This is a genomic window from Actinomadura rayongensis, assembly GCF_009831215.1.
In the GTDB taxonomy this organism is placed as follows: domain Bacteria; phylum Actinomycetota; class Actinomycetes; order Streptosporangiales; family Streptosporangiaceae; genus Spirillospora; species Spirillospora rayongensis.
Genome location: NZ_WUTW01000002.1, coordinates 1,032,100 through 1,058,274, shown reverse-complemented (window position 1 = coordinate 1,058,274; position 26,175 = coordinate 1,032,100). Strand labels below are relative to the sequence as shown.

The following is a 26,175-nucleotide window of genomic DNA, read 5'->3' as shown; positions in this document are numbered from 1 at the left end:
CGACGCCGCGTGCCCTTCCGCGTCCGCGAGGGGAAGAGGGCACGTGACACAGGAACTCATCGCGCCGCCGGGGCCGGCCGCCGAGGTGGAGCGCGCGTGCGCCGGGCTGGACGGCGTCGACCCGGCCCGGGTGCTCGCCAACGGCGACGACCGCGAGCAGGCGGTCCGCGAGGCCGCCGCGCTGGTCGCGGTGGAGCCCGCGTACTCGCGCGTCGCGGCGCGGCTGCTGGCCGGGCTGATCGCGGACGAGGCCGCCGCCGAGGGCGTCACGACGTTCGCCGGCTCGGTGGCCGCCGCGCACGCGCAGGGCCTGCTCAACGAGCGCACCGCCACGTTCGTCGCCCGCAACGCCGCCGCCCTCGACGCGCTGATCGACGACGCGAACGACGAGAGGTTCGAGTACTTCGGCCTGCGGACCCTCTACGACCGGTACCTGCTGCGGCACCCGTCCACGCGCCGCGTCCTGGAGCGTCCGCAGCACTTCTGGCTGCGCGTCGCGGCGGGCCTGGCCGACACGGTCGAAGAGGCCGCCGAGCTGTACGCGCTGCTCGGCAGGCTCGCCTACCTGCCCAGCTCGCCGACGCTGTTCAACTCCGGCGCGCGCCGCCCGCAGCTCTCGTCCTGCTTCCTGCTGGACGCGCCGCGCGACGAGCTGGAGTCCATCTACGAGCGGTACGCGCAGGTCGCGCGGCTCAGCAAGTACGCGGGCGGCATCGGGATCTCGTGGACGCGCGTCCGGTCGCGCGGCTCGCTGATCCGGGGGACGAACGGGCACTCCAACGGCATCGTCCCGTGGCTGCGGACGCTGGACAGCTCCGTCGCGGCCGTCAACCAGGGCGGACGCCGCAAGGGCGCGGCCTGCGTCTACCTGGAGCCGTGGCACGCCGACGTCGAGGAGTTCCTGGAGCTGCGCGACAACACCGGCGAGGACGCGCGCCGCACCCACAACCTCAACCTCGCCAACTGGATCCCGGACGAGTTCATGCGCCGGGTCGAGGCCGACGAGGACTGGTCGCTGTTCGACCCCAAAGAGGTCCCCGAGCTGACGGACCTGTGGGGCGACGCGTTCGACACGGCCTACCGGGCGGCCGAGCAGGCGGGACGGTTCGTCCGGCAGATCCCGGCGCGCCGCCTGTACGGCCGGATGATGCGGACGCTCGCCGAGACGGGCAACGGGTGGATGACGTTCAAGGACGCCGCCAACCGCGCCTGCAACCAGACCGCCGAGCCGGGCAACGTCGTCCACCTGTCCAACCTGTGCACGGAGATCCTGGAGGTCACGTCCGACGGCGAGACGGCCGTCTGCAACCTCGGCTCGGTCAACCTCGCGGAGCACACGAACGACGACGGCGTCGACTGGGAGCGGCTGCGCGCGACCGTCCGGACCGCCGTCCGCTTCCTGGACCGGACGATCGACCGCGGCTTCTACCCCACCGAGGAGGCCGCCGCCGCGAACCGCAAGTGGCGGCCGATGGGCCTCGGCGTGATGGGCCTCGCGGACGTGTTCTTCAAGCTCCGCCTCCCGTTCGACTCAGGCGAGGCCCGCGCGCTGTCCACCCGGATCGCCGAGGAGATCGCGCTCGCGGCCTACCACGCGTCCGCCGACCTGGCCGAACTGCACGGCCCGCTGCCCGCCTACGCGCAGACGCGGACGGCGCGCGGCCAGCTCCACCCGGACCACTTCCCGCACGCGACGCCCGCCGCCGAGTGGGAGAAGCTGCGCGAGCGCGTCAAAACGGTCGGCCTGCGCAACTCGCTGCTGATCGCCATCGCGCCGACCGCGACGATCGCGTCCATCGCGGGCTGCTACGAGTGCGTCGAGCCGCAGGTGTCCAACCTGTTCAAGCGCGAGACGCTGTCGGGCGAGTTCCTGCAGATCAACGGCTACCTCGTCGCGGACCTCAAGCGCCTCGGGCTGTGGACGCCGGCCGTCCGCGACGCGATCAAGCGGGCGAACGGCTCCGTCCAGGGCATCACCGACCTGCCGGACGAGCTGCGCGCGCTCTACCGGACCGCCTGGGAACTCCCGCAGCGCGCGCTGATCGACCTGGCCGCCGCCCGCACCCCGTACATCGACCAGGCGCACTCGCTGAACCTGTTCCTGGAGACGCCGACGATCGGGAAGCTGTCCTCGATGTACCTGTACGCGTGGAAGCAGGGCCTGAAGACGACGTACTACCTGCGCTCGCGCCCCGCGACCCGCATCGCGCAGACGACCGTGACCGCGACCCCCGACCCGGACGCCGTCGCCTGCTCCCTGGAGAACCCCGAGGCCTGCGAGGCGTGCCAGTGACCCACAAGCCGACGCTGCTCGACCCCGGCATGGACCTCACGCTGCGGCCGATGCGCTACCCCGACTTCTACGAGCGCTACCGCGCCGCGATCCGCAACACCTGGACGGTCGAGGAGGTCGATCTCGGCTCCGACCTGCCCGACCTCGCCCGCCTGACGCCCGAGGAACGGCATCTGGTGAACCGGCTGGTGGCGTTCTTCGCCACCGGCGACTCGATCGTGGCGAACAACCTGGTGCTGAACCTCTACAAGCACCTGAACGCGCCCGAGGCGCGGCTGTACCTGTCGCGGCAGCTGTTCGAGGAGGCCGTCCACGTCCAGTTCTATCTGACGCTGCTCGACACCTACCTGCCCGACGCCGACGAGCGCGCCCGCGCCTTCGCGGCGATCGAGCACATCCCGTCGATCCGCGCGAAGGCCGAGTTCTGCTTCCGGTGGATCGGTTCCATCGACACGCTCGACCGGCTGGACGGCCCGAAGGACCGGCGCGCGTTCCTGCTCAACCTCATCTGCTTCGCGGCGTGCATCGAGGGCCTGTTCTTCTACGGCGCCTTCGCGTACGTGTACTGGTTGCGGTCGCGCGGGCTGCTGAACGGGCTCGCGTCCGGCACCAACTGGGTCTTCCGCGACGAGTCCATGCACATGAGCTTCGCCTTCGCCGTCGTCGACACCGTCCGCGAAGAGGAGCCCGAACTCTTCGACGCCGACCTCGCGCACGACGTCACGCGGATGTTGGAAGAGGCCGTCGACGTCGAGCTGGCGTTCGCCCGCGACCTGTGCGGCGACGGCCTGCCCGGCATGAGCGCGGACGCGATGCGCCGCTACCTGGAGTACGTCGCCGACCAGCGGCTCGCGCGGCTCGGGATGCCCGTCCGGTACGGCGCGGAGAACCCGTTCGCGTTCATGGACCTCCAGGACGTCCAGGAACTGTCGAACTTCTTCGAGCGCCGCGTGTCGGCGTACCAGATCGGCGTCGCGGGCAGCGTCGCGTTCGACGAGGCGTTCTAGTCGTTCCAGGCCCCGGCCAGCGCCGGGGCCTGCTCGGCGGCCTGCCGCAGCCCGGCCTCGAACGTCGAGTTCGGCAGGTCGGGGTCGAAGGTGGTCAGCGCGAACAGCTCGCCGGTGGCGGCGTCCGGCGCGACCACCTCGACCCGCTCCGGGCCGAGCGCGGCCAGCTCGCGCTCCAGCGTCGGGACGAACGCCAGCTCCAGCAGCGGCGCGATGACGACGACCCGGTCGCAGCCGACGGCGAGGTCGGCGTTCGTGGTCGAGTAGAGGCCGCCGTCCATGTACCGGTTCCCGGCGATCTCGACCGGCGGGTCCAGCGTCGGCGCGGCGAGCGACGCCCGGACGGCCTGGTCGAGCGTCGCGTCCCCGCCGCGCTCGAACACGACGCGCGCGCCGGTGGCCGCGTCCACGACGGGGATCCGCAGTTGCCGCTCGGGCCACTCCGGGGACCGCAGGCCGCACAGCCGGACGATGTCCGTGGACGTGTGGGGCCGGGCCTCCAGCGCCATCCGGCCGAGGCGCCGCCGCCGCTCGTCCGGCGGGACGGACGTGTCCGACAGCACCTCCAGGATCCGCTGGTACCCCTCCGGGATCACCCCGGCGGCCCGCAGCCGCTGGTCCTCGGCGGCCATGTCCGGCACGGCGTCCGCCGGGTCGCCGCCGCCGGCCAGCAGCGCCGCGAAAATCGCGCCGGTCGCGGTGCCGACGAACACGTCGGCTTCACCGAGGTCCGTCCCGGCGCGGCGCAGCCCCACGATGATCCCGGCCTGCCACGGCGCGCGGATGAGTCCGCCGAGGCCCAGCACCAGTGCGCGCGCCATCAGTCCTCCCAGGTCGCGTTGATCTTCTCCGCCTCGTCGGCGGCCTGCCGCAGGCCCGCCTCGAACGTCGAGTTCGGCAGGTCGGGGTCGAAGGTGGTCAGCGCGAACAGCTCGTTGGTGGCGGCGTCCGGTGCGACCACCTCGACCCGCTGCCGGCCGAGCGCGGCCAGTTCGCGTTCCAGCGTCGGGACGAACGCCAGCTCCAGCAGCGGCGCGATGAGGACGACCCGGTCGCAGCCGGCGGCGAGGTCGGCGTTCGTGGGAGAGTAGTTTCCGCCGTTCATGTACTGGTTCCCGGCGATCTCGACCGGCGGGTCGAGCGTCGGCGCGGCGAGCGACGCCCGGACGGCCTGGTCGAGCGTCGCGTCGCCGCCGCGCTCGAACACGACGCGCGCGCCGGTGGCGGTGTCCACCGCGGGGATCCGCAGCTGCCGCTCGGGCCAGTCCGGTGACCGCAGGCCGCACAGCAGGGCCACGTTCACGGACTCGGCGGGCCGGGCCTCCAGCGCCATCCGGCCGAGGCGCCGCCGCCGCTCGTCCAGCGGAACGGACGGGTCCGACAGCACCGCCAGAACCCTCTGGTACCCCTGCGGGATCACCCCGGCGGCCCGCAGCCGCTCGTCCTCGGCGACGATGTCCGGGACGGCGTCCGCCGGGTCGCCGCCGCCGGCCAGCAGCGCCGCGAAGATCGCGCCGGTGCCGGTGCCGACGAACACGTCGGCGTCGCCGAGGTCCGTCCCGGCGTGGCGCAGCCCCGCGATGATCCCGGCCTGCCACGGCGCGCGGATGTGTCCGCCGAGGCCCAGCACCAGTGCGCGCGCCATCAGTCCTCCCAGGTCGCGTTGATCTTCTCGGCCTCGTCGGCGGCCTGCCGCAGCCCCGCCTCGTACGCGCTCTCGGGGATGTTCGGCTCGCTCAGCGTGAGCGTGAACAGGTCGACGGTGATCTGGTCGGGCCCGATGACGGTGACGTCGACGTCGCCGAGGGACGCGAGCTCCCGGTCCAGCGTCCGGGCCGGGACGACGTGCCGCATCGGCGACAGCACGACCAGCCGGTCGCAGCCGTGCGCGAGGTCGGCGTTGGTCGCCGAGAACATGCCGCCGTCCATGTACCGGCGGCCGTCGATCTCGGTGGGCGGGAACTCGCTCGGCCACGACGCCGACGCCCGGACGGCCGGCGCCAGCGGCACCCCGCTGTGGCGGTCCCACACGACGCGGTCGCCGCTGTCGGCGTCCACCGCCGCGAGGCGCAGCGGACGGACCGGCCACTCCCGGACGGGCAGGCAGTCGATGATCAGGTCGAGCCGGTGCGCCCTGGCGACGACCTCGGGCCGCCTGGTGATCTCCCCGATGCGCTGGCGGCGCGTCCGGCGCGGGACGGACCGGTCCGACAGCAGCCGCAGCACCTTGTCCAGCAGCAGGTCGTTCCCGGCGGGCCCGCGTTGCGCGCGGTCGGCGGCGAAGACGTCGTCCATCGCGCGGTTCAGGTCGGCGCCGGCGGCGAGGCAGGCGCCGACGAACGAGCCCCAGGCCGTCCCGACGATGAGGTCGGCGGTGCCGAGGTCGGTCCCGGCCCGCCGGAACCCCTCGATCAGGCCCGCTTCCCAGGGCGCGGCGATGCCCGCGCCGCCGCCCAGCACCAGCGCCCGCGTCATGACCCGCTCCAGGCGCGCGCGACGGCGGGGGCCTGGACGGCGGCCTGCCGCAGGCCCGCCTCGTAGGAGGCCATCCCGGGGAACTGGTCGAACAGTTCGATGTCGAAGACCTCGGCGGCCTCGGCGTCCGGGCCGACGACGGTCGCCGCGGCGCTCCCGGCGTCGGACTGGAGCTGCCGCATCGGCGCGAGGACGACCACGCGCTCGTGCCCGGCGGCGAGGTCGGCGTGGGTGTGCGAGTAGACGGCGCCGTCCATGTAGCGGCGTCCGGCGATCTCGACCGGCGGGAACATGGTCGGCGTGGCGACGGCCGCGCGGAGGGCCGGCTCGAACGGCGCCGCCCCGCCGCGCCGCCAGACGACCCGGTCGCCGCTCGCCACGTCGACCGCGGGGAGCAGCAGCGGCCGGTCCGGCCAGTCGCGGGCGGGCAGCCGGTCGATCAGGCCGTTGATCCGGGCGGTCCCGTCGGCGGTGTCGGCGCGCACGGCCGCCGCCCCGACGCGTCGCCGCCGCTCCCCGGGCGGGAAGGAGTCGTCGGCGAGGACGCCGAGCGTGTCGTAGAGCCGGGCGAGCCGGTCCACCTGGCCGGAGTCCTCGTGCGGCGGGCGCGCGGCGGCGAGGTCGGCGACGACGCGCGGCAGGTCGGCGCCGTGGGCGAGCAGCGCGGCGACATAGGCGCCCGCCGAGCAGCCGGTGACGAGGTCGGCGGCGCCGAGGTCGGTCCCGGCGCGGCGCAGTCCCTCGACCATGCCCGCCTGCCACAGCGCGCCCGCGACGGCGCCGGAGCCGAGGACGAGCGCGCGCCTCACGACCACACCTCCGCGACGTCGGCCGCGTACGCTTCGGCGTCGCGCAGCCCGGCGTGGAACGGCGCGGTGCCGGTCACGGTGTCGATGACGCCGACGGCGAAGATCTCGCGGCTCGCGCCGCCGGGACCGACCACCAGGCTGCGCGCCGCGCCCAGCCCGCCGATCTCCTCGGCGAGCAGGGCGCCGCCCAGCACGTGCCGCAGCGGCGCGAGGACGACCACGCGGTCGTGCCCGGCGGCGAGGTCGGCGTGGGTCTGCGAGTAGACGATGCCGTTCATGTGGTGGCGTCCGCCGATCTCGACGGGCGGGAAGACGGTCGGCAGCGCGTCGGACGCCCGGAACGCCTCGGCGAGCGTGGCCGCGCCGTCGCGTCCCCACACGGCGCGTGCGCCGCTCTCGACGTCGACGGTCGGGACGAGCAGCCGGTCCGGCCAGTCGCCGGACGGGAGCACCGCGAGGACGTCGTCCATCCGGTGGGCCGCCGCCGTGTGCGAGCCCCGCGCCATCCGGCCGACGCGCTGCCGCCGCTCGTCCGCCGGGACGGACGGGTCGGCGAGCACGTCGATCACGTGGAGCAGCCGGTCGGCCTCGACGTCGGCGGACGGGCCCGCCAGCAGCACCGCGACGACCTCTCTGATGGAACGTTCCAAGTCAAGGTCGGACAGCACCAGCGCCCCGGTCACCGGGCTCGCGCCCGTGGCGACGACCAGGTCGGCGTCGCCGAGGTCGGTCCCGGCCCGCCGGAACCCCTCGACCAGCCCCGCCTGCCACAGGGCGCCCGCGGTGCCGCCCGCACCCAGGATCAGTGCCCGTGCCATGCGGACGACGTACCCCGTCACGTCCGTCATGACACGGAATCCGCAGGTCAGCCGGTCCAGACCGCCGCGACCTCGGCCGCGTGCTCGGCCGCGCGCGCCAGCCCCGCCGCGTACGCGGGCCGGACCATGTGCGGGTCGAACAGCAGCAGATCGAACATCTCGCTCGCCGCCGGGCCGGCGTCGACCACGGCCGTCCGGCGCGGGGCGACGGCGGCGAGGTCGGCCGCCAGCTCGTCCCGGCCCGCCAGGGGGTGCAGCGGCGCGATGACCACGACCCGGTCGCAGCCGGCGGCGAGGTCGGCGTGCGCGATCGAGTACGTCATCCCGCCCATGTAGGACCGGCCGCCGATCTCCATGGCCGGGAAGAGGCCGGGCCACGCGCAGGACGCCCGGACGGCCTGCTCCAGCGTCGCCGCCCCGCCCCGCCGCCACACCGCGCGCTCGCCCGTCTCGACGTCGACCGCCGGGATGAGCAGCGTCCGGTCCGGCCACGCGCGCCCGGCCAGCAGGCCGAAGGTCTTGTCGGCGCGGTGGCGGGTCGCGGACGTGTCGGCGGTGCGCGCGACGCGTCCGGCGCGCCGCCGCCGCTCGTCCGCCGGGACCGACGGATCGGCCAGCAGGTCGTAGATGCGGGTGGCCGGGTCGGGCTCGACGGACGGCATCGGCTCGGCGCTCCGTCCGGCCGCCACGGCGTCGATGAAGCCGGGCAGGCCGGCGTCCAGGGCGATCACGGCGGCGGTCATCGAGCCCGCCGACGTGCCGACGATCAGGTCGGCGTCGCCGAGGTCGGTCCCGGCCCGTCGCAGGCCCTCGACCAGCCCGGCCTGCCAGAATCCGCCCACGGAGGCGCCCGCGGCGAGGACCAGTGCTCGCGTCATGCCGGGGCGCCTACCCGTGCAGAAACGGCCGGGTCAGGCGGTCCAGACGTCGGCGATCTCGGCGGCGTGCGCCGCCGCCTGGCGCAGGCCCGTCGCGTACGCCGTCGTCCACAGCTTCGGGTTGAGCAGGTCGATCGCGAACAGCTCGGCCGTCTCGGCGTCGGGGCCGACGGTCGCGATCCGCGCGGAGCCGAGCGTCGCCAGCTCGCGCGCGAGGACGTCCCGGCGCGTCATGTGCGCCATCGGCTCCAGCACGACCACCCGGTCATGGCCCGCCGCGAGGTCGGCGCTGCAGGCCGAGTAGACGCCGCCGTCCATGTAGCGGCGGCCCGCGATCTCCACCGGCCGGAACACGCCCGGCAGCGCGCACGACGAGCGCACCGCCTGCTCCAGCGTCGCCGCGCCGCCCGCGCGCCAGACGGTGAACGCGCCGCTGTCGACCTCCACGGCGGTGAGGAGCAGCGGCGTCGCGGGCCACTCCGGCGACGGCAGGTGCTCGGCGACGGCGTCGAGCCGTTCGTCGGACGCGGCGGTGTCGGCCTGGAGCGCCAGCACGCCCGCCCGGCGGCGTCCCTCGACGCCGTTGGTGGCCGCGTCGGTGAGCGCCTCGAAGATCGCCAGCAGCAGCCCGGGGTCGAAGTCGGCGGCGCCCGTCTCGCGCGGGTCGGCGGCGACGTCCGCCAGCAGGGTGGAGAAGTCGGCGCCGTGGGCCAGGAAGGCGCCCACGGCCGCGCCCGCGGACGTCCCGACGATCAGGTCGGCGTCCCCGAGGTCGGTTCCGGCGCGGCGGAACCCGTCGATCAGCCCGGCCTCCCAGGCGATCCCGGCGATCCCGCCGCCGCCCAGCACCAGCGCGCGTCCCATCCGTGGCTCCTTTCCCGTTTCTTGACGTCCCCATTGGATCACCTCGCCCGGGATGGTTCTTCTCGCTAGCTGGACGCAGTTGCAACTAGTTTGCAATAGTGGCCGTCATGTCGACCTACACGCTGCCGGACCTGCCGTACGACTACGGGGCGCTGGAGCCCGCGATCACCGGCGAGATCCTCGAACTGCATCACGCCAAGCACCACGCCGCCTACGTCAAGGGCGCGAACGACACGCTCGACCGACTGGCGGAGGCGCGGGACGAGCGGGAGTTCGGCGGGATCGTCGGGTTGGAGAAGACCTACGCGTTCAACCTGTCCGGGCACGTCCTGCACTCGATCTTCTGGGAGAACCTGTCCCCGGACGGCGGCGACCGCCCGGACGGCGCCCTCGCCGACGCCCTGACGGAACATTTCGGCTCGTTCGAGGCGTTCCAGCAGCAGCTCACGGCGGCGACGACCCTGGTCCAGGGCTCGGGCTGGGGCGTGCTGGCGTGGGAGCCCCTGGGCCGCCGCCTGGTCGTCGAGCAGGTCTACGACCACCACGGCAACGTCGGCGCGAACACGACGCCGCTGCTCGTCTTCGACGCCTGGGAGCACGCCTACTACCTGCAGTACCGCAACGTGCGCCCGGACTACGTCGAGCGCCTGTGGTCCCTCGTGAACTGGACCGACGTGGCCCGCCGTTACACCGCCGCGGCGGCCTCCTAGAACGTGCGGCGTCCGCCCGGCCGGGATCGTGCTCAGAACCTTTCCTTGCGGCCGGGCGGGCGCCGCACCCTGCGCGCTCACGCCCGCGCCGCGCGAACGCCACCGCCTCGGCGCGCAGGTGGTCGCGGGGGACGCCCGCCCGGCACCGGAACGTAAGGTGACCGGCATGACCGGCGATTACCCGTATTGGGAGACCGTCCCCACGCGGTGGAAGGACAACGACGTGTACGGGCACGTCAACAACGTCGTCCATTACTCGCTGATGGACACCGTCATCAACGCGTGGATGATCCGGACGGCGGGCTTCGACCCCCTGCGCTCGCCGTCGATCGCGCTGTGCGTGGAGTCGCACTGCCAGTACAAGGCCGAGGTGTCCTTCCCCGACGAGATCCGGGTCGGGCTGCGGGTCGGGAAGCTCGGCCGGTCGAGCGTCCGCTGGGAGATCGGGATGGTCCGGTCGGACGGGACGCTCATCGCCGAGGGCCATTTCGTCCACGTCTTCGTGGGCCGGGACGACCGCCGTCCGAGAGAGATCGTGGATCCCGTCCGCGCCGAGATGCAGAAGCTGGTGATGTCATGACCGTGACGCGTGCGGCCGTCCTGGTCGAGTCCGGCCGCGAGGCCCCCTACGCCAGGTCCAGGCCGCTGGAGATCGCCGAGCTGACGCTGGACCCGCCGGGGCCGGGCGAGCTGCTGATCCGGGTCGGCGCGGCGGGGCTGTGCCACTCGGACCTGTCGGTGATCAACGGCTCGCGGGTGCGTCCGCTGCCGATGGCGCTCGGGCACGAGGCGGCGGGCGAGGTCGTCGCGGTCGGCGAGGGGACGGACTTCGCGCCCGGCGACCACGTCGTGCTGGCGTTCGTCCCGGCGTGCGGGACGTGCGAGCGGTGCGTCGGCGGACGTCCGGCGCTGTGCGGGCCGGGCGCGCAGGCCAACGGCGCGGGCACGCTGCTCGGCGGCGGGCGGCGGTTCGTCGCGGCGGACGGCTCGCGTCCGCACCACCACCTCGGCGTGTCCGCGTTCTCGGAGTACACGGTCGTGTCGGCGAAGTCGGCGGTGAAGGTGGACGACGACCTCCCGCACGAGATCGCCGCGCTGTTCGGCTGCGCCGTCCTGACGGGCGCGGGCGCCGCGTTCTACAGCGCGCGGATCCAGCCGGGCGACACGGTCGCGGTGTTCGGGCTCGGCGGCGTCGGGCTGGCGGCGCTGCTGGCGGCCAAGGCGGCGGGCGCGGCCGAGGTCGTCGCGGTGGACGTCGTCGACCACAAGCGCTACCTGGCCGAACGGCTCGGCGCGACGGCCACGGTCGCGGGCGGTTCGGAGGCGGTCGAGGCCATCCGGGACCTGACGGGCGGCGGCGTCGAGAAGGTCATCGACACGACCGGCGTGGTCGCGGTGCTGGAGCAGGCGTACGCGGCGACCCGTCCGGGCGGGACGACGGTGACGGTCGGGCTGCCCGCGCCGGGCGTCCCGCTGACGCTGCCCGCGCTGAGCCTGGTCGCCGAGGAGCGCACCTTGCGCGGCAGCTACCTCGGGTCGTGCGTGCCCGCCCGCGACGTCCCGCGTTTCATCGGCCTGTACCGATCGGGCCTGCTGCCGGTGGACGCGCTGCTGTCGCACCGGCTGCGGCTGGACGACGTCAACGCGGGCTTCGACCGGCTGCACACCGGCGAGGCCGTCCGGCAGGTCGTCACGTTCTGATCTCGTGCTCGCCGTCGCCGGTCCGCGCGAGCGCCGACCGGCGGCGGCCGTAGCCGAAGTACACGACGCAGCCGATCGCGAACCAGATCGCGAACCGCAGCCACGTCTGCCACTGCAGGAACGTGATCAGCCAGGCGGAGAACAGGACGCCGATGATCGGCACGACCGGCATCCCCGGCACCTTGAACTGGCGCGGCAGCTCCGGATGCCGGTACCGCAGGACGATCACCGCGATGCTGACGACGATGAACGCCAGCAGGATCCCGATGTTCGTCAGCTCGGCCGCCTCGGCGATCGGCAGGAACGCGGCGATGACCGCCGAGCCGACGCCGAGGATCCACGTGATGCGGGTCGGCGCGTGCCGGGTGGGGTGCGTCTTGGCGAACCAGGCGGGGAGCAGGCCGTCGCGGCTCATCGCGAACCAGACCCGTCCGGCGCCCATCATGAACGTGAACAGGACGGTCAGCACGCCGAGGATCGCCCCGACCGCGATGATCGCGCCGACCGTCTTCATCCCGGCGGACTCGAACGCCGACGAGAACGCGGCGTTGGGGTTGATGTCGCGGTAGTCGACCATGCCGGTGAGGACGAGGCACGCCAGCACGTACAGCACCATCGAGATCGCGAGCGAGTAGAGGATGGCCTTCGGCATGTGCCGCGTCGCGTCCCGGGACTCCTCGGCCGCCGTGGACATCGCGTCGTAGCCGAAGACCGCGAAGAAGACCGTCGCGGCGCCGGTGAACGCGCCCGACCAGCCGAACGGGAAGAACGGCGTGTAGTTGCCCGCGTGCAGGTGGAACGCCCCGACGACGATCACCAGCAGGACGATCGCGACCTTGAGGTAGACGAGCGCGGACTCGAACCGCGCCGCGTCCTTCATCCCGAGGTTGAGGATGTAGGCGATGAGCAGGCACAGCAGCGCCGCGAACAGGTTGATCTTGTAGCTGCCGGACGCGACGCCGTCCGGTTCGGTGCCGGGCGCGCCCATCATCCACAGGGGGAGCTGGACGTCCAGGAACCCGAGCAAGTCGTCGAAGTAGCCCGAGATGCCGATCGCGACGACGGAGACGATCGCGGTGTACTCCAGCAGCAGGTCCCAGCCGATCGCCCAGCCGGGGAACTCGCCGAGCACCGCGTAGCCGTAGGTGTAGGCCGATCCGGCGCGCGGGATGAGGCCCGCGAACTCGGCGTAGGAGAACGCGGCGGCGGCGCTCGCGATCCCCGCGATCAGGAACGAGACGAGCACGGCGGGCCCGGCGGTCTCGTTGGCGACCGCGCCCGCCAGGGAGAAGATCCCGGCGCCGATGATGCCGCCGACCCCGATCGCGGTGAGCTGCCACAGGCCGAGGGTGCGCCGCAGTCCGCGTCCCCCCGTGTCCTCGCTGATCTGGTCGATCGGCTTGCGGCGGGTGATGTCCCGCAGCAGACGGCCCATAGGAAAAACCTCCGAGATGGTCTCCTATGCGGCTGTTCCCCCGGATGGGTCGGAATACCGACACCTGTTGATCACTTTTGGGTCAGGCCCGGGTGACGCGGGGTGAGGCGCGCCACCCGGGGCCGTCTCGGTCAGCGGGGGCTCGCGTCCGTCCACGCGGAGGTCAGGACGGTCGTGGCGCTGAGCGTCGTGCCCGCCGGCAGGACCGCGTTGACGCCGCTCGGCTTGCGGATCACCAGGACTTCGGCGAGGGCGTTCCCGGTCGCCTTGTCGATGACGAGCCGGTGCTCCAGGACGCCGTTCGGGGTGCGCTCGGTGAACGCGATGGCGACGCCGGGCCGTCCGGCCGGGTCCTTGACCGCGCCGAGCGACCGGACGGACGGCAGCGCCGACAGCATCCGGTACGCCGCCGCCCGGACCTGCGGCGTCACCGGCATCACGCCGTTGACGAGGGCGGTGGCGACGGTGAACAGCCAGGTGTCCGACGCCATCTTCGTGCCGGCCGACTCGGTGCCGTGCCCGTCGTACCAGCGCAGCAGGGACGCGCGCAGCTTCGCCGGGTCGCCGGGCAGGCCCAGCAGATCGGCCACGCTCACGTTGCGGCCGAGCCAGAAGACCTTGTCGCCGTCGGTCAGGGGGGACGACGACCGCTGCGGCGGCTTGGCGGCGGTGCTCAGGGTGCCGCCCTTGAGCTTGCGGGTGCCCGTCTGGAACCGGACGGTCGCGGGCGAGCCCGCGCGGCGCCACGCCTTCTCGTCCTGCGGCGTGGCCGGGCGCGCGCCGAGGACGGTCGTCTCGGTGACGATCTTCCGGTGGACGTCGAAGGGCGTCCAGACGTCCTCGCGCTGGTCCTGGACGAACGTGTAGCCGCCCTCCACGCGGTACGCCGTGCGGTGGACCATCGACGTGCGCCAGTACGCCAGGTGGCGCGGCTTCGCGTCCCGCGTGACCGTGTTCGCGGCGGCCAGCAGGACGGTCTTCGCGTCCAGGCGCTCCGGCGCGGACGGGGTCGCGGTGGGCGGCGGGCCCGGGTCGTCGGGCAGCGCCACGAACGCGGCGGTCGCGACGACGGCCGTCGCGGCGGCGGCCAGGCCCCAGACCGGGCGGAACCGCCGCCGTCGGCGGGGGGCGGGCGCGCCGCGCATCGCCCGCGCGAGTTCGGCGTCGCGGGTGGCGGGGTCGACTTCGGTGTCCAGTTCGTCCGGGCGGGCCTGCGCGAGGACGCGCAGCAGGTCGTGCGGGTCACGGGTCATGACAGCTTCTCCTTCAGGATCGGGATCGCGGGCGGCCGGGGATCGGCCTCGACGGCGCGGGCCAGCCGCTTGCGGGCGCGGTGCAGCCGCACCCGGAACGCGGCGGGCGACGCGCCGACGACGCGGGCGGCGTCGCGCGGGGCGAGGCCCTGCCAGGCGACGAGCAGGAGGATCTCCCGGTCGTCCTCGGGCAGGGTCGCGAGGGCGCGCAGCACGGCGAGGCGTTCGGCGACGCGGTCGGCCACGTCCGCCTCCGGCTCCGCCCAGCGGCGCAGCTCGGCCGCCGACGCCTCCCGGCGCGCCCGGGCGCGGTGGTCGGCGAGCAGCAGGTTCCGGGCGACGCCGAGCAGCCACGGCAGCGCCGGGTCGGGGACGTCGTCGAACCGCCGCCACGCCACCGCGAACGTCTCGCTCACGATCTCGTCGGCGACCTGCCGTCCGGCGCGGGCCGTCGCGTAGGCCCAGACACGCTGCCGGCAGGCGTCGTACATCGCGGTGAAGCGTCTTTCGCGCGGGTCGTCCGCCACACCTGTTCCTCCGTTCGTGCGCCGTGTTCATGAGGCTGTGTTCACCAGGAAGTGCCGGGACGGCGCCCATCGTTACCGACGATCTGCGGTGTTCTGTCCGCTCGTCCGGGCTGGCGGACGGGTAAGGGACGCCTCACCGCACGGCTGGACACGGCCCGCCGGGCGGCAGGGCGCCTTCTTTGCGCTCTGCGGCGTCCGGCGCGGACGGTCGGGAGACGGAACGCGCCGCGCGAGGACGGATCGGCGGCGCGCATCGTTCCCGGGCCGTCCGGGCGGCGGTCCTTTCCGGGGCCGTGGCGACCGGACATTTTCTCCTTTCACGACAAATGGTCAAAGTGATCGGTGATCAAGACTTGACCGAATGAGATTCGGCTCTTAGGTTCCTACGGGTGCGGTCCCCCCGAACGTCCGAGGAGCCGACTTGAGCCTCACCCTGGAGGACGCGGGCCGCGCGCTCGCCGACCCCGCCGTCTACGCCGACGACCGACGGCTGCACGAGGCGCTCACGCTGCTGCGTCACGAGGACCCCGTCCACCGCGTCGAGGCGCCGGGCTACAACCCGTTCTGGGCCGTCACCCGGCACGCCGACATCATGGAGGTCGAGCGGCAGCACGGGCTGTTCGTCAACGCGCCGCGTCCGCTGCTCGCCACGGCCGAACTGGACGAGGTCAACCGGCTCCGCCAGGAGCAGGGGATGGCGCTGCGCACGCTCGTCCACATCGACGACCCCGACCACCGGGTGCTGCGCGCGATCGGCGCCGACTGGTTCCGGCCGCGCGCGATGCGGGCGCTGGAGTCGCGCGTCCGCGAACTCGCCCGCCGCTACGTGGACCGGATGGCCGAACTCGGCGGCGAATGCGAGTTCGTCCAGCAGATCGCCGTGAAATTCCCGCTGTACGTGATCCTGTCGCTGCTCGGCCTGCCGGAATCGGATTTCGACCGGATGCTGCGGCTCACCCAGGAACTGTTCGGCGGGGACGACGACGAACGTCAGCGCGGCGCCAGCCCCGAAGAGAAACTGCAGGTGCTGTTCGACTTCTTCGCCTATTTCCAGGAACTGACGGCCGCGCGGCGCGCCCGGCCCACCGACGACCTGGCGTCCACGATCGCGAACGCGCGGGTGGACGGCGAGCCGCTGAACGACCTCGACACCGCGTCCTACTACGTCATCATCGCGACGGCGGGCCACGACACGACCAGCTCCACGATCTCGGGCGGGCTGCACGCGCTCGTCGAGAACCCCGGCGAGCTGGCGCGGCTGCGCGCCGACCCCGGGCTCATGCCGCTCGCGGTGGACGAGATGATCCGCTGGACGACGCCCGTCAAGGAGTTCATGCGGACGGCCACCGACGATTACGAGCTGCGGGGCGTGCCGATCAGGAAGGGCGACGCGCTGCTGCTGTCCTATCCGTCGGCGAACCGCGACGAGGACGTCTTCGCCGACCCGTTCTGCTTCGACGTCGGACGCGATCCGAACAAGCACCTGGCGTTCGGATTCGGCGTCCACTACTGCCTCGGCGCGGCGCTCGCGCGCATCGAGGTCCGCGCGTTCTTCGAGGAACTGCTGCCCCGGCTCGGGTCCGTCGAACTGGCCGGGGAGCCGCGCGGGATCGCGACCACGTTCGTCGGCGGGCTGAAGCGGCTGCCCGTCCGTTACACGCTGCGAGGGTGAGCATGGGCAGACGGATCGAGGCCGCCGTCCTGCGGGCGGTGGACGCCCCCTACGCGATCGAACCGCTCGACCTGGCCGATCCCGGGCCGGGCGAGCTGATCGTGCGGATCGCCGGCGCCGGGATGTGCCACACGGACCTGCTGGGCCGCGCGCCCGGCGACCTGGTGGCCAAGCCCGTCGTGCTCGGGCACGAGGGGTCGGGCGTGGTCGAGGCGGTGGGGCCCGGCGTCGCGCTCGCGCCGGGCACGCCGGTGGTGCTGTCGTTCGACTCGTGCGGCGACTGCGCGAACTGCCGCGCGTCGCGGCCGGGCAACTGCGCGTCGATGGCGGCGCTCAACATGTTCTCCGCGCCGCCGGACGGCCTGCCGCGCGCGACGGACGCGACCGGCACCGCGATCAACAACCGCTGGTTCGGCCAGTCGTCGTTCGCCACGCACGCCCTGACGACCATCCGAAACACGGTTCCGGTTCCGGCGGACGTCCCGCTGGAACTGCTCGGCCCGCTCGGCTGCGGAATGCAGACCGGCGCCGGGTCGGTGCTCGTCTCGCTGGGCGTCGGCGCGGGCGACTCGATCGCGGTCTTCGGGACGGGCGCCGTCGGCCTCGCCGCCGTGATGGCCGCCCGCATCGCCGGCGCCACGACGATCATCGGCGTCGACACCAACCAGGCGCGCCTGGACCTGGCCAGGGAACTGGGCGCGACGCACGTCCTGCACGGCGGCGAGGAGGACGTCCCCGGCCGGATCCGCGCGATCACCGGCCCGGAAGGCGTCCAGTACGCCCTGGACACGACGGCCGTCCCCGAAGTCGTGACGGCGGCGGTGGCGTCCCTGCGGACGACCGGCGTCTGCGGCCTCGTGGGCATCGGCACCGCCGAACTGCGCCTGGACCCGACGCTGCTCCTGATGGGCCGCACGCTGCGCGGAATCATCGAGGGCGACGTCGTCCCGCACCTCTTCATCCCCCGCATGGTCGACCTGTGGCGCCAGGACCGGTTCCCCTTCGATCGCTTGATCGAGACCTATCCGCTCGCCGCGATCGACCAGGCCGAGGCCGACACCCGCTCCGGCAAGGTCGTCAAGCCCGTCCTGCTCCCGCCCGCCCCATGACCCCCGCGCCCCGGACCCGCGCGCCGTCCGCCCGTGGCCTGGGCGGACGAGCCGGGGTGCGGCGCGTGGACGTGCCGGAATCAACGATCGTCTGAACGAGCCCGACCCTGGAGGCATTGTGACCGCGCTGGACCTCATCACCGCCGGCGAGCCCGATCTGGACGCGGTCGCCGCCGCGTTCGACGCGTGCGGCGCGGTGGCGCCGGCCGCGCTGCGCGGGACCTGGCGCGGCGGCCTGTTCTCCTCCGGCGGCGGTCTCGCCGCACGGCTGACCAGGCTCAACTGGTACGGCAAGCGCTTCCACGACGACGAGGACGTCGACCCGCTGCTGTGCCGCAGCGCCGACGGCGGCCTCTACTCCTACGACGGCATGGGCCTGGCGCGCCTGCGCGAGGTGACCTACCGCGGCGTCCCGTCCGCCGCGATGATCTACGACACGCAGCCGATCATCGACCACTTCCGCCGCGTGACCGACGACGTGGTCCTCGGCGCGATGGACGCCAAGGGCCAACCCCACGTCCTCTACTTCCACCTGACCCGCGTCGAGTGACGGCCCGCGTCGAGTGACGGCCCGCGTCGCGTGACGGACCGGGCGGGGTGAAGGGCGTGCGGGGAGTCACTAGGGTCGGGCGCTGGAGGTGGTGCGTGTGTCCGGATGGCTCCCCGAACGACCGATCGTGCAGGCTCCGATGGCGGGCGGCGCGTCCACGCCGGAACTCGTCGCCGCGTGCGCGGCGGCGGGGGCGCTCGGGTTCCTCGGCGCGGGGTATCAGACGGCCGCGCGGATGCGGGCGGACGTGGAGGCGGTGCGGGCGCTGACGGCGCGGCCGTTCGGCGTGAACCTGTTCCTGCCGTCGCCGGACGACCCCGATCCGGCTGACATCGCCGCGTACCGGACGCGGCTGCTGCCGGACGCCGCGCGGCTCGACACCGAGCCGGGCGTGCCGCGCGCCCGCGACGACGACTTCGACGCCAAGGTGGAGACGCTGCTCGCCGGGCCGCCGGTCGCGGTGGTGAGCTTCACGTTCGGCCGGCCGTCGCCCGACGTCGTCCGGGCGTTCCAGGACGCGGGGACGGCCGTCGTCATGACCGTCACGTCGCCGGACGAGGCGCGGCAGTGCCCGGACGCCGACGCGCTGTGCGTCCAGGGCATCGAGGCGGGCGCGCACCAGGGGACGTTCACCAACGCCGAGAGCGCGGGGTTCGGCGTGCGGGAGCTGGTGAGCGCCGTCCGGGACGTGACGCGACAGCCGCTCCTCGCGGCGGGCGGGCTCGGGACGCGTGCGCACGTCGCGGAGGTGCTGGCCCTCGGCGCGGTCGCGGCGCAGGCGGGGACGGCCTTCCTGCGCAGTCCCGAGTCGGGCGCGAGCGCCGTCCACAAGGCGGCGCTCGGCGATCCGCGCTTCACCGAGACCACGCTGACCCGCGCGTTCAGCGGACGGTTCGCGCGGGGCCTGACGAACCGGTTCATCCTGCGCCATTCGGACGCCGTCCCGGCCGCGTACCCGGACGTCCACTACCTGACGAGCCCGCTGCGCCGCGCCGCCGCCGCGCGCGGTGACGCCGACGGGCTCAACCTGTGGGCGGGGACGTCCTGGCGCAGCGCCGCGCCCATCCCGGCCCCGGAGATCGTCGCCGCCCTGACGCCCTGAAGATCCGTGTGACCCCGGATGCCCGAGTTGGGGGTGAGTCGCTAGGTTTGCCCTGTTGGCCGGGGGTTCGGGGGGAGCGGCGATGCGGGGCGTGCGGTTCGGTGCGGTGATCGGAGGTCTCGCGCTGCTCGCGGGATGCGCGGCGCACGTCCGGTCGCCGGAGCGGGACGGGATCGTCCCGGCCGCACCGCCCGCGCCGACCGCCGCGCCGTCGACCGACCCGGCGCAGGCGTGGGCGCGCTGGGACCTCAAGCCGCTGCCGCCCGCGCCGCCCGCCCCGGCGGCGCCCGCGATCGCGCTGAAGGCGACGGGCCCGGTGCCGGTGTTCTCGTCCGTCCCGACGAAGGACCGCGTCGTCTTCGTCACGCTGGACGACGGCAACGAGAAGGACCCGAGGTTCGTCGACATGCTCGCGGACCTGCGGGTCCCGGTGACGCTGTTCCTCACCGACACCGCGATCCAGAACGACTACGGATATTTCCGGAAACTTCAGTCGTCGGGCGCGGTGATCGAGAACCACACCGTCACCCATCCGCAACTCCCGCTGCTCGGTGTGGACGGCCAGCGCCGCGAACTCTGCGACGACCAGAAGATCCTGCGGCGCGAGTACGGCCGGCGGCCCGTCCTGCTCCGTCCGCCCTACGGCCAGTGGAACTCGGTCACGCAGCAGGCCGCCGCCGAGTGCGGGCTCCGCGCGATCGTCCTGTGGCGCGCGTCGATGCAGATCCACGACTTCCAGTACGACGATCCGGAGCGCAAGCTGCGTCCCGGCGACATCCTGCTCGCCCACTTCCGCGGCCCGAAGGAGCTGAAGGGCGAGACGATGACCGAGATGTTCGCCGAGCTGCTGCGCCGCGTCCACCGGCAGGGCTTCGCGGTCGCGCGGCTGGAGGACTACGTCCGCGCGCCCTGAACCATCGTCTCGACGGGCTTGTCCGGCGCCTCGTCGGGGACCACGGCGCGTCCGCGCACCCGCGCCAGCTCCGCGTCGAACTCCGCGCCGATGAGGATCGCGACGTTCGACACCCACATCCACACCAGGAAGATCACGACCGCGGCGAGCGCGCCGTACGTGCGGTTGTAGGAGCCGAAGTTCGCCGCGTACACCGCGAACCCGATGGACGCGACGATCCACGCACCGATCGCGACCGCACAGCCCGGCGTGATCCAGCGCGACTCCCGCACGTTCGGTCCGGCCCGGTACAGCGTCGCGATGGCCACCACCGCGACCGCGACGAGCACCGGCCACTTCGCGATGTTCCAGCCCGTCACGAACGCCGAGCTGAGTCCGAACACCCGGCCCGCCTGCACGGTGAGCCAGCCGGTGAACGTCACCGCGACCGCGCTCGCGCCGAGCAGCACGACGATCGCGAGCGTCAGCGCGAGCCGCAGCGGCGCGAGCTTCCACAGCGGACGCCCCTCGCCGATGTCGTGGACGGCGTTCAGCGCCCGGATCAGCGCGCCCACGTACCGCGACGCCGACCACAGCGCGAGGACCGTTCCGGCGGACGCGACCGTCCCGGCCGTCGCCCCCGCGCCGTGCAGGTCCGACAGCAGCGCGAGCGCCGTGTCGCGCGTCGGGCCGGGCGCGAACTGCCGGACGTTCTCGGTGAGCGTCCGCTCCCCGGACACGCCCGCCAGATCCACCAGCGACACCACCACGATCAACCCGGGGAACAACGACAGCACGCCGTAGTACGTCAGTGCCGCCGCCCAGTCCAGGAGACCGTCGTTGAGAACGCTGACGGCCGTCCGCCGCACCACGCGCCACCAACCCCGCAGACCCGGCCGGTCCGTCCCGTCGCCCGCCATGGCGCCACCTCCCGATCCGCGGTGGCGATACCCGCTCCGCGCCGCGCCATGCCCGCGCATGGTCCGGTAGGTCGAGGGTAGAGAAGCGACGCCGATTCGTCGCGAGTGGAGGCAGAACGTGACCGACCGGACGGTGCCCTGATGGACCTCGCCTACGGACAGGGCTGGACGCAGCTCGGCGAACTGCTGCTCGCGCTGGTGCTGTCGGCGACGATCGGGCTGGAGCGCGGCCTGCGCAACAAGGACGCGGGCCTGCGGACGCACACGCTCGTCGGCGTGGGCTCGGCGCTGTTCATGCTGGTCAGCAAGTACGGGTTCGGGGACGTGCCCGGCTCGGACGTCTCGCTGGACCCGTCCCGCGTCGCCGCGCAGATCGTCTCGGGCATCGGGTTCATCGGCGGCGGGCTGATCTTCGTCCGGCGGGACGCGGTGCGCGGCCTCACCACGGCCGCCGTCGTCTGGGTCGTCGCGGCGATCGGGATGGCGGCGGGCGGCGGGCTGCCCGTTCTCGCCGTCGCGGTGACGATCGGGCACTTCATCGTGATCTTCGGGCTGAGTTCGCTCGCGAAGCTGCTCCCCATCGAGCGCATCGGCCGTCCGCGCCGGATCCGCGTCCGCCTCGCCTACCGGGACGGGCGGGGCGTGCTGCGGCGCGCGCTGGCCGAGGCGACCGGACGCGGGTTCGTCGTCGCCGAGGTCCAGGTCGAACGCGAGTACGCCGACAGCGACGTCGGCCGCGACGAACGCCGGGACCGCGTCGACCCGGGGCGGCGCGGGTCCGCCGCCGTCGTCCTGCTGCTGGAGGGGAACGGGTCCGAGCCGGAGCTGGTCGCGGCGCTCGGCGAACTGCCGGACGTCGTCGGCGTGACGGCCGGCGAGGGGGCCGACGATGGCGACTGAGCGGCGCGCGGGCCTTCGCTACGATCGGCGCATGCGGGTTCCGGACGACGACGAGATCCGCGCCCTCCACGCACGGCACGCCCCCACCCCGGAGGCGTTCGACCTCGTCCACACCCACTGCCGCGTCATCTGGGACGTCGCCGCGCAGCTCATCGCCCGCTCCGGCCTGGACGTCGACGCCGACCTCGTCCGCGCCGGCTGCCTCCTGCACGACGTCGGCGTCTACCGCCTCTACGACGCCGACGGGCGGCCGGACTTCCGCCAATATGTGCGCCACGGCGTCCTCGGCCACGAGCTGCTGCGCGAGGAGGGCTACCCGGACGTGCTGTGCCGGTTCTGCTCGCACCACACCGGCGTCGGCCTGACCCGCGCCGACATCCTGGACCAGGACCTGCCGCTCCCCGTCGCCGACTACCTGGCGGAGTCCCCCGAAGAGGAACTGGTCATGTACGCGGACAAGTTCCACAGCAAGTCCACGCCGCCGGTCTTCCTCACGGCCGACACCTTCGCCGCCCGGATCGCCCGCTTCGGCCCGGACAAGACCGCCGCCTTCGCCCGCATGCGCCGGGACCTCGGCACCCCCGACCTGGCCCCGTTGGCAGCCGCCTACGGCCACGCCCTGACCTGACCCGGTTCACGAGGCGCGTGCCGGGATCTGGCGGAGGCGGCCGGGTCAGGGGGATGGCGCGGGCGCGGGCGCCGGACGGTGGGCGGCCAAGGGGAGGCGGAGGACGAAACGGGCGCCGCGCGGGCTGTCCTCGATGGCGAGCGAGCCGCCGTAGGTCTCGGCGATCTCGCGGGCGATGGGCAGGCCGAGGCCCGTCCCCGCGGGGTCGCGGCGGCGGCTCTCGGGCAGCCGCGCGAAGCGCTCGAAGACGCGTTCGCGGTTCTCCGGCGCCACGCCGGAGCCGTCGTCCAGGACCTCCATCGTGGCCGTCCCGTCCTCGGCCCGGACGGTCACCTCGATCGAGGACAGGGCGTGCCGCTCGGCGTTGGCCAGCAGGTTCCCGAGGACGCGCGCGAGCCGCAGCCCGTTGGCCACCACGATCGCGCCCTCGTCCAGCCGGGTCGTGATCGGGACGCGCGCGGGCCGCCGGTCGACCTCGCGGCGGACCATCGCGGCCAGGTCGACGTCCTCCTCGGGCGCGGGGGAGCGGCCGTCGAGCCGGGACAGTTCCAGCAGGTCGTTGACGATGTCGTTCAGCCGTTCGGTGTCGCTCACCGCCGCGCGGACCATCGCCCGCCAGTCGAAGTCGTCGTCCTCGTCGAGCGCGGCCTCCAGCCGGGTGTGCAGGCCCGCGATCGGGTTGCGCAGGTCGTGCGAGGCGTCGGAGATGAACCGGCGCTCGCGGCTCGCGGACTCGTCCAGCCGCCCCAGCGTCTCGTTGACCGTCTCGGCGAGCCGCTGGATCTCGCCCCCGGTGTCGGGCACGGTGACGCGCGCGCCGAGCGCGGCGGCGTTGATCCGCGCGATCTGCCGCCGCATCGCCTCGACGGGCGCGAAGGACAGGCCGACGGCGCGCCACGTCCACCAGCCGATCGCCGTGACGACCAGCGCCAGCACCGCCGCCATCTCGACGGCCAGCAGCAGCCCGGTCAGCAGCGTCGGCGCGTGGGACGCCACGAGCGCCACGACCGGCCGCCCGAACGTGCCGTCGGTGATCCGGACGCCCGTCACCCACACGCATTCGCCGAGGGACGGCGGGCACGCGTCGTCGTCGACCAGGACGTCGTCCGCCGCGACGTTCGGGGCGATCAGCGGCGGTTTGCCGCGCAGTTCGGTGGACGCGTAGAGGATCCGCCCCGACCGGTCCACGATCTGCACCCGGTCGTCGCGGCCCTCGCCGAGGGACGGGTCCCGTCCGGCGTGGACGTTCGCGGCGAGCCGGTCCAGCGTGCGGCTCGCCTCGTCCAGCGAGAGCTGGAACGTGACCTCCCGCGCCAGCAGCAGCCCGAGCGCCATGCAGACCGCGCCGATCCCCACGGACACGAGCACGCTGATCAGCGTCGCGCGGCCCCGGGGCGTGTGCAGCGCCCGCGCGCGCAGATGCCGGAGTCTCGCCTCCCTGTGCTCGCGCCTGTCGTCGCGCATCGCGCCGGATCTCCCGCTTCGGTTCTGGCCGGACGATCGCCGCTCATCGCGGTGGTCTCATCGCTCAGCGTAATATCCGCAGGTCGGACGACGCGTGGTGGCCCCTCACCGGATCCGGAACACCGGGACGAGCGGCGCCAGCTCGGCGAGCCCCGCGTCGTCCAGGTTCTTGATCGGACGGTCGAAGAACCGCCCCACCTCCCAGCCCCAGCGCTTCAGGTAGCGGCGCAGCGCGGGGATCTTGTCCGCGTCGGACAGCTCGGTCGCGGTGAACGGCTCGGCGCGGCGCCCGAGCCGCAGCTCGCCGCCCCCGGCGACGCGCATGTTGCGCACCCACTGCGTGTGCCCGCGCGGCGCGACGAGGTACCGCTCGCCGTCGATCGTCAGCAGGTTGACGGGCGTCGTCCGCCACTCGCCGCTGGTGCGGCCCCGCACGGCGAGCAGGCGGCTGCCGAACAGGCTGAGCCCGCGCCGGGCCAGGAAGCCGACGGTCCTGTTGAAGTAGACCTCCATGCCCTTGGCCTGGACGTTGCGGCTGTCCGTCATCGTGTTCCTCCGAGTGTGAGCGGTGCTCTCGTTCGAGATCAGTATGCACGCGTCGTCGCGGCAAAAGCAAGAGCAGTGCTCTCGAATTTGTGCAGTGCTCTCGCCGATGGCAGACTGGACGGCATGAACGCCCGCCCCACCCCGCGCGAACGGCTCCGCGCCCAGCTGGTCCGGGAGATCAAGGAGAAGGCGCGCCGGCAGCTCTCCGAGGTCGGCCCGCAGGGCCTGTCGCTGCGGGCCGTCGCCCGGGACATGAACATGGTGTCCTCGGGTCTCTACCGCTACTTCGCCAGCCGGGACGAGCTGCTCACCGCGCTGATCGTCGACTCTTACAACACGCTCGGCACGTGGGCCGAACGCGCCCTGGACGCCGACGCGACACCGCCCAGCCACCGGGCGCGCTGGCACGCCGTCTGCGCCGCCGTCCGCGCGTGGGCGCTGAAGTACCCGCACGAGTACGCGCTGATCTTCGGGACGCCCGTCCCCGGCTACAGCGCGCCCGCCGGGACCGTCGAGGCCGCCGTCCGCGTGCCCACCGCGCTGTTCACGGTCGTCCGCGACGCGTGGGCGGACCGCGCGCTGACCCCGCCGCGGCCGGACCGTCCGCTCGGGTCCGAGCTGGCCGGGCAGGCGCGCTTCGTCACCGAGAGCATCGCCCCGGGCCTGCCGGAGCCGCTCGCCGTCCGGACCGCCGCCGCCTGGACGCAGCTGTTCGGCATGGTCGGTTTCGAGCTGTTCGGCCACCTCAAGGGCAGTTTCGACCCGGCCGACGCGTTCTTCGGCCACACCGTGGACCTCATGGCCGATCTCCTCGGTTTTCCCGTTTCCTGATCACGGAGCGTCACGATCGGTTACGCTCTCGGCTGTCCGGACGTCGATGACGGGAGCGGGATGCACACCACGGTGGTCCAGACGGTCGATCCGGTCCTCGACCGGATGCGCGCGATCGGCCGGGGGCTCGGCCCGCACGACGGCGTCGGCCGCTTCAACCGCGTCTACCTGCGGGTCACCGAACTGGTCGCCGCGGATCTGTCGGCGGGAGCGTTCCACGACCCGGACTTCGTCGCGCGGCTCGACCGGGTCTTCGCCGGGCTGTACTTCGACGCCGTCGCCGCGGACGAGGCGGGCCGCGCCCCCGGGCACGCCTGGCGGCCCCTGTTCGAGGCGCGGGGCGCGCGGGCCGTGTGCCCGTTGCAGCACGTCCTCGCGGGGATGAACGCGCACATCAGCCACGACCTGCCGCTCGCCGTCATCGAGACCTGCGCCGAGCGCGGCCTGACGCCGGGGCCGGCCGTCCACGCCGACTACCTGCGCGTCAACGACCTGCTCGCGCGCGCCGAGGCCGAGGCGCGCCGCGAGGTCGAGCCGTGGCTGCTGCGGCTGGCCACCCGCGACCTGGAGACGGTCAAGCACATCATCGGGACGTTCGGCGTCGCGCGGGCGCGGGACCTCGCGTGGTGCGCGGTCGAGGCGCTGTGGCCGCAGCGCGGGACGCCCCTGTTCGACGCCTCGGCGGACCTGCTCGCGCGGACCGTCGAGACGACCGGGCGGCTGCTCGTCACGCCGGTGGTCCCGCCGGTGTTCGCCGACGAGCCGTCCCGCTGAGCCGGCGGTGGGGGGAG

At 73.6% G+C, this 26,175-nt stretch carries 27 protein-coding genes; 14 read left to right on the top strand and 13 right to left on the bottom strand.

Annotated features, from left to right (window positions below):
* Positions 1-43 precede the first annotated feature (43 nt).
* Complete coding sequence (locus tag GQ466_RS14170) at positions 44-2,293, top strand: ribonucleoside-diphosphate reductase subunit alpha (RefSeq protein ID WP_161103313.1); 2,250 nt, start codon at positions 44-46, stop codon at positions 2,291-2,293.
* A complete protein-coding gene (locus GQ466_RS14165) occupies positions 2,290-3,300 on the top strand; it encodes a ribonucleotide-diphosphate reductase subunit beta (protein ID WP_337193461.1) in 1,011 nt (336 codons plus the stop codon). Before GQ466_RS14170 ends, GQ466_RS14165 begins: the two co-directional genes overlap by 4 nt.
* Here GQ466_RS14165 and GQ466_RS14160 read toward each other — a convergent pair.
* Genes GQ466_RS14160 through GQ466_RS14130 form a run of 7 tightly spaced genes read right to left on the bottom strand, consistent with a single transcriptional unit; the run spans position 3,297 to position 9,144 of the window.
* Positions 3,297-4,121 carry a patatin-like phospholipase family protein gene (locus GQ466_RS14160; protein ID WP_161103312.1) on the bottom strand — a complete coding sequence of 275 codons (825 nt, stop codon included), beginning with the start codon at positions 4,119-4,121 and terminating at the stop codon, positions 3,297-3,299. The genes GQ466_RS14165 and GQ466_RS14160 overlap by 4 nt on opposite strands.
* Complete coding sequence (locus GQ466_RS14155) at positions 4,121-4,945, bottom strand: patatin-like phospholipase family protein (protein ID WP_161103311.1); 825 nt, start codon at positions 4,943-4,945, stop codon at positions 4,121-4,123. Before GQ466_RS14155 ends, GQ466_RS14160 begins: the two co-directional genes overlap by 1 nt.
* Complete coding sequence (locus GQ466_RS14150; RefSeq protein ID WP_161103310.1) at positions 4,945-5,775, bottom strand: patatin-like phospholipase family protein; 831 nt, start codon at positions 5,773-5,775, stop codon at positions 4,945-4,947. The genes GQ466_RS14155 and GQ466_RS14150 overlap by 1 nt, the downstream gene beginning before the upstream one ends.
* Positions 5,772-6,584 carry a patatin-like phospholipase family protein gene (locus tag GQ466_RS31575; RefSeq protein ID WP_161103309.1) on the bottom strand — a complete coding sequence of 271 codons (813 nt, stop codon included), beginning with the start codon at positions 6,582-6,584 and terminating at the stop codon, positions 5,772-5,774. Before GQ466_RS31575 ends, GQ466_RS14150 begins: the two co-directional genes overlap by 4 nt.
* Positions 6,581-7,432, bottom strand: coding sequence for a patatin-like phospholipase family protein (locus GQ466_RS31570; RefSeq protein ID WP_161103308.1), 852 nt, complete (start codon positions 7,430-7,432; stop codon positions 6,581-6,583). Before GQ466_RS31570 ends, GQ466_RS31575 begins: the two co-directional genes overlap by 4 nt.
* 17 nt (positions 7,433-7,449) lie before the next feature.
* Positions 7,450-8,280 (bottom strand): patatin-like phospholipase family protein, encoded by an 831-nt coding sequence (locus GQ466_RS14135; RefSeq protein ID WP_161103307.1) that lies wholly within the window; start codon positions 8,278-8,280, stop codon positions 7,450-7,452.
* A 33-nt stretch (positions 8,281-8,313) separates the two neighbouring features.
* Positions 8,314-9,144 (bottom strand): patatin-like phospholipase family protein, encoded by an 831-nt coding sequence (locus GQ466_RS14130; protein ID WP_161103306.1) that lies wholly within the window; start codon positions 9,142-9,144, stop codon positions 8,314-8,316.
* Positions 9,145-9,251: 107 nt separating this feature from the next.
* Here GQ466_RS14130 and GQ466_RS14125 point away from each other — a divergent pair, with 107 nt between their 5' ends.
* The 3 genes from GQ466_RS14125 to GQ466_RS14115 all read left to right on the top strand — a co-directional run bounded on the left by GQ466_RS14125 (position 9,252) and on the right by GQ466_RS14115 (position 11,555).
* Positions 9,252-9,854, top strand: a complete 603-nt coding sequence (locus tag GQ466_RS14125) for a superoxide dismutase (RefSeq protein WP_161103305.1) — start codon at positions 9,252-9,254, stop codon at positions 9,852-9,854.
* Between the two features lie 166 nt (positions 9,855-10,020).
* The gene (locus tag GQ466_RS14120) at positions 10,021-10,434 is read left to right on the top strand and encodes an acyl-CoA thioesterase (RefSeq protein WP_161103304.1); all 414 of its coding nucleotides are present in this window, start codon (positions 10,021-10,023) and stop codon (positions 10,432-10,434) included.
* On the top strand, positions 10,431-11,555 hold the full coding sequence (locus tag GQ466_RS14115; RefSeq protein ID WP_161103303.1) for a zinc-binding dehydrogenase: 1,125 nt from the start codon (positions 10,431-10,433) through the stop codon (positions 11,553-11,555). Before GQ466_RS14120 ends, GQ466_RS14115 begins: the two co-directional genes overlap by 4 nt.
* Here GQ466_RS14115 and GQ466_RS14110 read toward each other — a convergent pair.
* From GQ466_RS14110 to GQ466_RS14100, 3 genes are all read right to left on the bottom strand, one after another.
* Positions 11,545-12,990: an amino acid permease gene (locus tag GQ466_RS14110; RefSeq protein WP_161103302.1), complete on the bottom strand. Its 1,446-nt coding sequence runs from the start codon at positions 12,988-12,990 to the stop codon at positions 11,545-11,547. The genes GQ466_RS14115 and GQ466_RS14110 overlap by 11 nt on opposite strands.
* Positions 12,991-13,121: 131 nt before the next feature.
* Positions 13,122-14,243, bottom strand: coding sequence for a CU044_5270 family protein (locus GQ466_RS14105; RefSeq protein ID WP_161103301.1), 1,122 nt, complete (start codon positions 14,241-14,243; stop codon positions 13,122-13,124).
* A complete protein-coding gene (locus GQ466_RS14100) occupies positions 14,240-14,770 on the bottom strand; it encodes an RNA polymerase sigma factor (protein WP_337193460.1) in 531 nt (176 codons plus the stop codon). Before GQ466_RS14100 ends, GQ466_RS14105 begins: the two co-directional genes overlap by 4 nt.
* A gap of 421 nt (positions 14,771-15,191) precedes the next feature.
* Here GQ466_RS14100 and GQ466_RS14095 point away from each other — a divergent pair, with 421 nt between their 5' ends.
* The 5 genes from GQ466_RS14095 to GQ466_RS14075 all read left to right on the top strand — a co-directional run bounded on the left by GQ466_RS14095 (position 15,192) and on the right by GQ466_RS14075 (position 20,116).
* Positions 15,192-16,442, top strand: a complete 1,251-nt coding sequence (locus GQ466_RS14095; protein ID WP_161103300.1) for a cytochrome P450 — start codon at positions 15,192-15,194, stop codon at positions 16,440-16,442.
* A gap of 2 nt (positions 16,443-16,444) precedes the next feature.
* On the top strand, positions 16,445-17,551 hold the full coding sequence (locus GQ466_RS14090) for an NAD(P)-dependent alcohol dehydrogenase (RefSeq protein ID WP_161103894.1): 1,107 nt from the start codon (positions 16,445-16,447) through the stop codon (positions 17,549-17,551).
* A 118-nt stretch (positions 17,552-17,669) separates the two neighbouring features.
* Positions 17,670-18,101 carry a DUF4334 domain-containing protein gene (locus tag GQ466_RS14085; RefSeq protein ID WP_161103299.1) on the top strand — a complete coding sequence of 144 codons (432 nt, stop codon included), beginning with the start codon at positions 17,670-17,672 and terminating at the stop codon, positions 18,099-18,101.
* 97 nt (positions 18,102-18,198) lie between these two features.
* Positions 18,199-19,203, top strand: coding sequence for a nitronate monooxygenase (locus tag GQ466_RS14080; RefSeq protein WP_337193459.1), 1,005 nt, complete (start codon positions 18,199-18,201; stop codon positions 19,201-19,203).
* 82 nt (positions 19,204-19,285) lie between these two features.
* On the top strand, positions 19,286-20,116 hold the full coding sequence (locus GQ466_RS14075) for a polysaccharide deacetylase family protein (protein ID WP_161103298.1): 831 nt from the start codon (positions 19,286-19,288) through the stop codon (positions 20,114-20,116).
* On the opposite strand, the gene GQ466_RS14070 is transcribed toward GQ466_RS14075, so the two are convergent.
* Positions 20,098-21,015 (bottom strand): YihY/virulence factor BrkB family protein, encoded by a 918-nt coding sequence (locus GQ466_RS14070; protein ID WP_161103297.1) that lies wholly within the window; start codon positions 21,013-21,015, stop codon positions 20,098-20,100. The two genes, GQ466_RS14075 and GQ466_RS14070, sit on opposite strands and share 19 nt — an antisense overlap.
* A 141-nt stretch (positions 21,016-21,156) precedes the next feature.
* Here GQ466_RS14070 and GQ466_RS14065 point away from each other — a divergent pair, with 141 nt between their 5' ends.
* Both GQ466_RS14065 and GQ466_RS14060 read left to right on the top strand, forming a co-directional pair.
* A complete protein-coding gene (locus GQ466_RS14065) occupies positions 21,157-21,915 on the top strand; it encodes an MgtC/SapB family protein (protein ID WP_161103296.1) in 759 nt (252 codons plus the stop codon).
* A gap of 31 nt (positions 21,916-21,946) precedes the next feature.
* Positions 21,947-22,543, top strand: a complete 597-nt coding sequence (locus GQ466_RS14060; protein WP_161103295.1) for an HD domain-containing protein — start codon at positions 21,947-21,949, stop codon at positions 22,541-22,543.
* 45 nt (positions 22,544-22,588) lie between these two features.
* Here GQ466_RS14060 and GQ466_RS14055 read toward each other — a convergent pair whose 3' ends face one another.
* Both GQ466_RS14055 and GQ466_RS14050 read right to left on the bottom strand, forming a co-directional pair.
* Positions 22,589-24,007, bottom strand: coding sequence for a sensor histidine kinase (locus tag GQ466_RS14055; protein WP_161103294.1), 1,419 nt, complete (start codon positions 24,005-24,007; stop codon positions 22,589-22,591).
* Between the two features lie 105 nt (positions 24,008-24,112).
* Entirely contained in the window at positions 24,113-24,553 is a 441-nt protein-coding gene (locus GQ466_RS14050; RefSeq protein WP_161103293.1) for a nitroreductase/quinone reductase family protein, read from the bottom strand.
* A gap of 123 nt (positions 24,554-24,676) precedes the next feature.
* Here GQ466_RS14050 and GQ466_RS14045 point away from each other — a divergent pair, with 123 nt between their 5' ends.
* Together GQ466_RS14045 and GQ466_RS14040 are read left to right on the top strand one after the other, a co-directional pair.
* Positions 24,677-25,384 carry a TetR/AcrR family transcriptional regulator gene (locus GQ466_RS14045; protein WP_161103292.1) on the top strand — a complete coding sequence of 236 codons (708 nt, stop codon included), beginning with the start codon at positions 24,677-24,679 and terminating at the stop codon, positions 25,382-25,384.
* Between the two features lie 60 nt (positions 25,385-25,444).
* A complete protein-coding gene (locus tag GQ466_RS14040) occupies positions 25,445-26,158 on the top strand; it encodes a DUF5995 family protein (RefSeq protein ID WP_161103291.1) in 714 nt (237 codons plus the stop codon).
* The last annotated feature ends 17 nt before the right edge of the window (positions 26,159-26,175 follow it).

Coding starts and splice junctions, on each gene's coding strand:
- GQ466_RS14160 (WP_161103312.1), bottom strand. CDS start 4,121: ATGGCGCGCGCACTGGTGCTGGGCCTCGGCGGACTCATCCGCGCGCCG.
- GQ466_RS14155 (WP_161103311.1), bottom strand. CDS start 4,945: ATGGCGCGCGCACTGGTGCTGGGCCTCGGCGGACACATCCGCGCGCCG.
- GQ466_RS14150 (WP_161103310.1), bottom strand. CDS start 5,775: ATGACGCGGGCGCTGGTGCTGGGCGGCGGCGCGGGCATCGCCGCGCCC.
- GQ466_RS31570 (WP_161103308.1), bottom strand. CDS start 7,432: ATGACGGACGTGACGGGGTACGTCGTCCGCATGGCACGGGCACTGATC.
- GQ466_RS14135 (WP_161103307.1), bottom strand. CDS start 8,280: ATGACGCGAGCACTGGTCCTCGCCGCGGGCGCCTCCGTGGGCGGATTC.
- GQ466_RS14130 (WP_161103306.1), bottom strand. CDS start 9,144: ATGGGACGCGCGCTGGTGCTGGGCGGCGGCGGGATCGCCGGGATCGCC.
- GQ466_RS14125 (WP_161103305.1), top strand. CDS start 9,252: ATGTCGACCTACACGCTGCCGGACCTGCCGTACGACTACGGGGCGCTG.
- GQ466_RS14120 (WP_161103304.1), top strand. CDS start 10,021: ATGACCGGCGATTACCCGTATTGGGAGACCGTCCCCACGCGGTGGAAG.
- GQ466_RS14115 (WP_161103303.1), top strand. CDS start 10,431: ATGACCGTGACGCGTGCGGCCGTCCTGGTCGAGTCCGGCCGCGAGGCC.
- GQ466_RS14110 (WP_161103302.1), bottom strand. CDS start 12,990: ATGGGCCGTCTGCTGCGGGACATCACCCGCCGCAAGCCGATCGACCAG.
- GQ466_RS14105 (WP_161103301.1), bottom strand. CDS start 14,243: ATGACCCGTGACCCGCACGACCTGCTGCGCGTCCTCGCGCAGGCCCGC.
- GQ466_RS14090 (WP_161103894.1), top strand. CDS start 16,445: ATGGGCAGACGGATCGAGGCCGCCGTCCTGCGGGCGGTGGACGCCCCC.
- GQ466_RS14075 (WP_161103298.1), top strand. CDS start 19,286: ATGCGGGGCGTGCGGTTCGGTGCGGTGATCGGAGGTCTCGCGCTGCTC.
- GQ466_RS14070 (WP_161103297.1), bottom strand. CDS start 21,015: ATGGCGGGCGACGGGACGGACCGGCCGGGTCTGCGGGGTTGGTGGCGC.
- GQ466_RS14065 (WP_161103296.1), top strand. CDS start 21,157: ATGGACCTCGCCTACGGACAGGGCTGGACGCAGCTCGGCGAACTGCTG.
- GQ466_RS14060 (WP_161103295.1), top strand. CDS start 21,947: ATGCGGGTTCCGGACGACGACGAGATCCGCGCCCTCCACGCACGGCAC.
- GQ466_RS14055 (WP_161103294.1), bottom strand. CDS start 24,007: ATGCGCGACGACAGGCGCGAGCACAGGGAGGCGAGACTCCGGCATCTG.
- GQ466_RS14050 (WP_161103293.1), bottom strand. CDS start 24,553: ATGACGGACAGCCGCAACGTCCAGGCCAAGGGCATGGAGGTCTACTTC.
- GQ466_RS14045 (WP_161103292.1), top strand. CDS start 24,677: ATGAACGCCCGCCCCACCCCGCGCGAACGGCTCCGCGCCCAGCTGGTC.
- GQ466_RS14040 (WP_161103291.1), top strand. CDS start 25,445: ATGCACACCACGGTGGTCCAGACGGTCGATCCGGTCCTCGACCGGATG.